The organism is Nonomuraea sp. NPDC005692, assembly GCF_040631115.1.
Classification (GTDB): domain Bacteria; phylum Actinomycetota; class Actinomycetes; order Streptosporangiales; family Streptosporangiaceae; genus Nonomuraea.
The window spans coordinates 306,552-313,138 of the sequence record NZ_JBEXYU010000008.1; the positions used below are offsets into that span (position 1 = coordinate 306,552).

At 72.9% G+C, this 6,587-nt stretch carries 6 protein-coding genes; 2 read left to right on the plus strand and 4 right to left on the minus strand.

Annotated elements, in window-relative coordinates; genetic code table 11:
• Positions 1–19: 19 nt before the first annotated feature.
• The 3 genes from ABZ459_RS20375 to ABZ459_RS20385 form a co-directional block, all read right to left on the minus strand.
• Complete coding sequence (locus ABZ459_RS20375; protein ID WP_357972089.1) at positions 20–1,063, minus strand: DUF5937 family protein; 1,044 nt, start codon at positions 1,061–1,063, stop codon at positions 20–22.
• A 74-nt stretch (positions 1,064–1,137) separates the two neighbouring features.
• A complete protein-coding gene (locus tag ABZ459_RS20380) occupies positions 1,138–1,566 on the minus strand; it encodes a hypothetical protein (RefSeq protein ID WP_357972091.1) in 429 nt (142 codons plus the stop codon).
• Between the two features lie 19 nt (positions 1,567–1,585).
• A complete protein-coding gene (locus tag ABZ459_RS20385; protein WP_357972093.1) occupies positions 1,586–2,002 on the minus strand; it encodes a hypothetical protein in 417 nt (138 codons plus the stop codon).
• Between the two features lie 204 nt (positions 2,003–2,206).
• Here ABZ459_RS20385 and ABZ459_RS20390 point away from each other — a divergent pair, with 204 nt between their 5' ends.
• Together ABZ459_RS20390 and bla are read left to right on the plus strand one after the other, a co-directional pair.
• Entirely contained in the window at positions 2,207–4,894 is a 2,688-nt protein-coding gene (locus ABZ459_RS20390; RefSeq protein WP_357972095.1) for an AAA family ATPase, read from the plus strand.
• A gap of 145 nt (positions 4,895–5,039) precedes the next feature.
• Entirely contained in the window at positions 5,040–6,005 is a 966-nt protein-coding gene (gene bla, locus ABZ459_RS20395; protein WP_357972097.1) for a class A beta-lactamase, read from the plus strand.
• A 69-nt stretch (positions 6,006–6,074) separates the two neighbouring features.
• Here the strand turns inward: bla and ABZ459_RS20400 are convergent.
• On the minus strand, positions 6,075–6,587 hold a 513-nt coding region (locus tag ABZ459_RS20400; protein WP_357972099.1), incomplete at its 5' end, for an aminotransferase class I/II-fold pyridoxal phosphate-dependent enzyme.

The window sequence follows — 6,587 nt, forward strand, 5'->3', positions numbered from 1 at the left end:
CGAATCTGATCAATCGTGCTCAGCGCAGCAGCAGCGACAGCACGTCCTTGCCGAGCTCCTCCAGGACATCGGCGGCGAGCCGGTACCGCACGAACCGTCCCTGCCGGGCCGCGGTGGCCAGTCCCGCCGCGGCCAGGGCGCGTAGATGCCGGTTCACCTGCGTCGGGTCCACGTTCCACAACATCGCGATCTCGCCGGCCGTCCGCGGTTCGGTCGCGATCGCCCGGGCGACCTCCAGGCGGCCCTGGTGGGCGAGGGCCTCCAGCCGTCGCCGCAGCACGGCGGCGGAGGGCACGGGGAGGCCGGTGTCGACGGGGTGGAGGAGCAGGAGTGGCCGGCCGGGGACGTCGGCTACGTACAGGTGAGGACGGATGAAGGTGCTGGGCGCCACGACCAGCCCGCGCCGGGACACGTCATGACGGGCGGCCTGGATCTTGGCGATGCGTACGGCCACCCCGGCCGGGGCGAGCTCCATCGCGGGGTCGAGAGCGGCGAGCGCGGGCCCTGGCCCCTGCCGGGACGCCGTGTCGGCGAAGCGTCGCGCCCGCCCGGCCAGCACCGGCCGGATCCGGGTCCACTCGGCCTCGAACCACCCCTGCCAACTGTGACGCAGGAACGAGAGGAAATCCCCGGCCGCGTCCTGCGGACGCCTGACGAGCGCTTCGACGCGGGCCGCCACCGCCGGATCTCGCGCGCGCGACCACTGGAGCGCGACCTGCCGGTCGCCCGTGGGAGCGATCGGCCGCAGCAACTGGCCCGCCAGCTCCTGGACGGGCATGGCACGCAGTTGTCCGAGCCGGTCGTCGAAGCTCTCCGCCGGGGGCTCGGGGGTGACGAACGGCGCCGCTCTGATGGCCTGCGCCGTCCACCACCACGATCGGGTCCATGCCGCCAGGCGAGGGCTCATCGCCGCGAGGGTGCTCGCCGCCCAGTCCTCCAGGCCGTGGTGACCGGGGTCGCGCAGGACGTGCAGCGCCGAGCCGAACTCGGTCATCGCCGATACGGCCGGCAGCAGGGACCCCGCCTGCATGCACCGGTCGAGGCCGGTGATCACTGTGGGCATGGAGCCGATCCCATCATCCTCGCGCCGTGCACGGTCACTCGGCCGGGGCCCGGCCGGGAAGGTGCCGTACCGCCTCAACCACTGATCGGGGCGGATCCGCACGGGGGCAGCGCCGCGCTGACGGTGACGCCGCCGCCGGGAACCGCGTTCGCCGACAGCCCGCCGCCCAGCGCCGCGAAACCGGCGCGCCTGACGCGCAGGCGATCGGCGAGCCGTTCCGGCAGCAGGCCGTCGCCGTCACCACTGACCGTCAGGCGCAGCCCGCGCGCGTTCGCGGTGAGCGCGACGCTCACGCACCGCACCGACCCGTCCCCCGCCAGGCCCTCCAGCACGTCGAGGATCGTGGCCCGGACGAGCTCCGTGACACCACCGGGCAGGGGCCCGGCGGGCAGCGCCCACACCTCCACGACGATGCCGGTCGAGCTGGACCAGCGCTCCAGCTCGCCGCGGGGATCCCACGGGGCCGAGGCTCGTACGTCGGGGCAGGGTCCGTCCAGAACCATGGTCCTTTCCGACTTCGTCTCAGGCCTTGCGGAGGCCGGCGAACTGCAGGCCGGTGAAGCCCGCCACCACGACCGCCTGGGCGATCACGTAGGCGGTGCCCAGACCGGTCAGCGGGAACCACCCGGCGATCAGCATCTCCGCGCTGCCCACCACCCATGCCACGTTGACCACCATCACCGCGATCACCGCCGCCCTGTTCACCACCGGACGGGCGGCGAGGAAGAGCAGGCTCGCGGCGAAGGCGACCAGGAACGCGCCCGCCGGCACGAGGAGGGCGCCGGGCAGGCCGAACATCGAGCCGAAGATCGCGGCGACGGCCAGGAAGACGAGCCCGTTGGCGCCCGACCCGATGGCGTCCTGCTTGAGCGCGAAACGCAGCAGCTTGGCCTCGGCCTTGGAGCCGGTGGTGGTGGGCGCGGCGGCAAGGGCTGCCATGATCAGATCCTCTCGTCGTTGCGGGATGCCGTCATCCCTGCTGCCGTCGAAACTACGCAGGCCGGTGGCGCGCCGAATCTGTCATCGTGACGGTAGTGCCAGGTCACGGTCACTGCTCAGCCACGGGACGGCGGCTCCGGCCCTGACCGGAGACGCCGCTCCCAGGCCGGAGGGGCAAATGTCCGTTCCGGTAGATTTTCGACCATGTTGTATGGGCGGGCTGCGGAGCAGGCGCAGGTGAACCGGCTGCTGGCGGACGCGCGGTCCGGACGCAGTGGTGTGCTGGTGGTGCGCGGGCAGCCGGGCATCGGGAAGTCCGCCTTGCTCAGCCACCTGACCGAACGCGCCGCGGGGGTGCGGGTGCTGCACGGGGTCGGCATCGAGTCCGAGGCGGAGCTGCCGTACGCCGCCCTGCACCTGCTTCTGCGTTCCGAGCTCGACCGGATCGACGCGCTGCCCGAACCGCAGGCGGCGGCGCTGCGGGGCGCGCTGGGGCTGGGCGCGACGGCTCAGGTGAACCGGTTCCTCGTCGGGCTCGCCCTGCTCAGCCTGCTGGCCGAGATCGCGGACGACGGGCCGCTGCTCTGCCTGGTCGACGACGCGCAGTGGTTCGACCGGGCCTCCGTCGACGCCCTGGTGTTCGTGGCGCGGCGGCTGGACGCGGAAGGCGTCGCGCTGGTGTTCGCGGGCCGGGAGGAGTTCGACCCGCAGGGGCTGCCCGAGTTGTGGCTGGACGGCGTGGACCGCGAGGCGGCCGTCGCGCTGCTGGCCGAGTCGGCCGGGGATCTGGCGCCGAAGGTGCGTGACCGCGTCCTGGCGGAGGCGTGCGGTAATCCGCTCGCGCTCCTCGAACTGCCGTCCACGTTCACCGCGGAGCAGCAGGCCGGGCAGCTGAGCCCGTTCACCGCGATCCCGGTCGCCGGGCGGGTGCAGGCGGCGTTCCAGCAGCAGATCAGGGCGCTGCCCGGCACGGCGCAGACTCTGCTCGCGGTGCTCGCCGCCGACGACACGGGCGACCTGGGCATCGTGCTGCGCGCCGCGGAGTCCTTCTCCGCCCGGCTGGCGGACCTGGAGGCGGCGGAGCAGGCCAAGCTGGTCACGGTCAACGGGGCCACGGTGACCTTCAGGCACCCGCTCATCAGGGCCGCCGCCTACCGGAACGCGCCGTTGACGTCCCGGCTGGCCGTGCATCTCGCGCTCGCCGAGGTGCTCGACGGCGGCGAGCACGCCGACCGCCGGGCCTGGCATCTGGCCGCGGCGACGACCACGCCCGACGAGGACGTGGCGGGCGGGCTGGAGTCGGCCGCGGAGCGGGCGCGCACGCGTTCCGGCTATGCGGCCATGGCCGCGGCCTACGAACGGGCCGCCGAACTCACCCCCGACACCGCCAAGCGGTCGGTGCGGCTGGCCGCCGCGGCCGTGGCGGCCAGCGACGCGGGCCAGCGGTCCCGCGCGGGCGCGCTGGCCGGCCGGGCCAGTGAGGAGATCCAGAACCCGCTGGCCCTCGCCCACCTGATCCAGGTGCGCGCCCATCGGGAGTTCGAGCAGGGCAGCCCCGTCACGGCCGGTGAGCTCATCATCGCCGGCGCGCAGCGGGTCGCCCCGCTCGACGCCGAGCGGGCGGCCTACCTGCTCGTGGAGGCGACGCGTTGCGCGTGGTACGCCGGCGACCCGGGCCTGGCGGCGCAGGCGGCGAAGCAGCTCAGGGCTCTGCCCGAGGTGGGGTCTCCGCTGGTGAGCGGCGCGCTCGGGCTGTCCGCGCTGGCCAACGGCGAACTGCCGGACGCCGTCCCGCTCATGCAGGGGCTGGTGCTCGCTCCTGATCTGTCCGGACTGCAGGTGCCGGGTCTGACCTTCGTGGCCCAGCTGTGTGCGCCGATCGGGCGCTACGACCTGGCCGAGGCCGTGGCGGCGCGCGTCGAGGCCGAGTGCAGGGCGCACGACATGGGGGGCTGGCTGACCGTCGCGGTGGAGATCCGGATGGAGGCGCAGATGTTGCTCGGCAGGTATCGCGAGGCGGCGTCCCGGCTGGAGGAGAGCATCGCGGTGGTCGGCGACCTGGGGCAGCGGAACGGAGCTGTCGTGCTCGCCGCGCTGCTCGCACTGGCCCGCGGCGAACTGGGCGACGAGCTCGGCTGCCGGGCGGCGGCCGCGACCGCGCTGGACCAGGCGAGAGCGTGCGGGCTCGGTACGGCCGAGGCGATGGCGGTGGCCGGGCTGGGGCGGCTGGAGCTCGCGCTGGGCCGTCCGGAGGCGTCGCTGAGGATGCTGGAGAGGATTTCGCCCGCCAACGCACCCGTGTCCGTCTTATCCGCCCCCGACCGGATCGAGGCCGCGGTCAGGGCCAAGGAGCCGGAGCTGGCCTGCGAGCCGCTGGCGTACTACCTGGACTGGGCGGCCGCCGTCGGCGTGCCGTCCGCCGAGGCGGTCGCGCTGCGCTGCCGCGCCCTCGTCGAGGACGACGAGAACCTGTACGAGGAGGCCGTCCGGGCGCACGAACAGGGCGACCAGCCGCACGAGGAGGCCCGCACGCGGCTGCTCTACGGCGAGTGGCTGCGGCGGGCGCGCAGGCGCGCCGCCGCCCGCGCCCAGTTGCGCGCCGCGCTGGAGACCTTCGACCGGCTCGGCATGGCGCTCTGGGCCGAGCGGGCCCGCGCGGAGCTGCGCGCCACCGGCGACGTGCCCGCGGCCCCGCGCCAGGCGGACGACCCGCTCAGCGTCCTCACGGCGCAGGAGAGGCAGGTGGTACGGATGGCCGCCACGGGCGCGTCCAACCGTGACATCGCGGCCCAGCTCTACCTCAGCCCGCGCACCGTCGGCTACCACCTCTACAAGGCCTTCCCCAAGCTGGGGATCTCGTCGCGGGCGGAGCTGGCCGCGATCGTCGCCTGAGCGTCGAGGTGCGGGAGCCGATTTCCTGGGGAAATATCGGAATCCTTATTGTTCGGGGTCTCATATCGCTATTGGACATCCCGCTGCCGCCTCTGGTCTTCTGGGTCGCGCTCATGAAGATCCGGATCGAGATCGGGGAGTTGGGATGGGACACGTTCATCACAGGGGGCTGCGTACCAGGCTGGGCGCCTCCGTGCTGGTGACCTCCACGGCGATGGCGGCCGTCGTCGGGCTGGCGGGTTCGGCGGGGGCCGACACACGTTCGGCGTCCGCCGTCGCGCAGCCGGTGGGCGGCACGGCCGACGTCAAGAAGCAACTGCGCGCGCTCGAGAACTCCTACCAGGGACGCATCGGGGCCTACGCGATCGACACCGGCACCGGGAAGACCCTCTCCTACCGGGGCGGCGAACGATTCGCCAGCGCCTCCACCTTCAAGGCCATCCTGTGCGGCGCCATCCTGAACAAGGCCCGGACGACCGACCCCGGCCTGCTGGACCGCACGCTGCACTGGACGGCCAAGGACGTGGTCACGAACTCGCCGATCACCGGACGGCCGGAGAACGTCAAGAACGGCATGACCGCGGACCGGCTGTGCCACGCGACCGTCACCGCCAGCGACAACACCGCGGCGAACGTGCTCCTCAAGCAGATCGGCGGGCCCGCGGGGCTGACCCGCTACTACCGCTCGCTCGGGGACCCGATCGGGCGGCTCGACCGCTATGAGCCGGAGCTCAACGACTGGAAGCAGGGCGAGAAGCGCGACACCGTCAAGCCCGCGTTCATGGCGCGCAACCTGCAGAGGCTCAGCCTGGGCGACGCCCTCGTCCCTGAGGACCGGCAGCGGCTGAACGACTGGCTGCGGGCCGGCATCACCGGCGCCGAGCGTATCCGCGCCGGGGTTCCGCGGGACTGGGTCGTCGGCGACAAGACCGGGGGCGGCGTAGGCGCTTACGCGCCGGGCAGCGACATCGCCGTCGCCTGGCCGCCCTCCGGCGCGCCGGTGATCATCGCGATCTACACCAATCGCAACGACCCCACCGCGACCATGGACAACAGCGTGATCGCCAAGGCGGCCACCGTGCTGGTCCGAGGGCTCGGCCTCGCCAAGTAGCGGCGTCATTGTGGCGGGCCGCGCCGGGCCTGGGCTCATGGGAGGCGGCAGGTCCGGGCGGCACGAGCCTCAGGAGCCGCGGCGCAGTTCCAGGAGGCCTTCGGCGATCCTTCCGATGCCTTCGGCGATCACGTGTTCGTCGGCGGTGAGGCTGATCCGGAAGCATCGTCTGGCGTGGTGTGCCGCTGAGGCGTCTGGTGTCGGGGTTGGGAAGAAGTGGCGGCCGGGGACGACGAAGACCTTCTTGGTCTTCATCAGCCGGTACAGGGCCATGTCGTCGAACCAGTCGTGGTCGATCCACAGCCAGCAGAACATGCCGCCCTGTCCGGTGTGCAGTCGCCAGGTGACGGTTTCGGGCAGGAGGTCGGCCAGCAGGTGTTCGGCGTACAGGCGGCGGGCCTGGTAGAAGGGGTTGATCGCCGTGGTGGCGAGCCGGTCCAGCAGCCCTGAGGACAGTGCTCTGGCAGCCACTCGTTGCATGAGCTGGGGGGCGTGCAGGACGGAGTTGGCCATGAACGACACCATCGCGCGGATGTAGCGGGCGGGCCCGATGGCGAATCCGACGCGTTCGGCGGGCAGGCC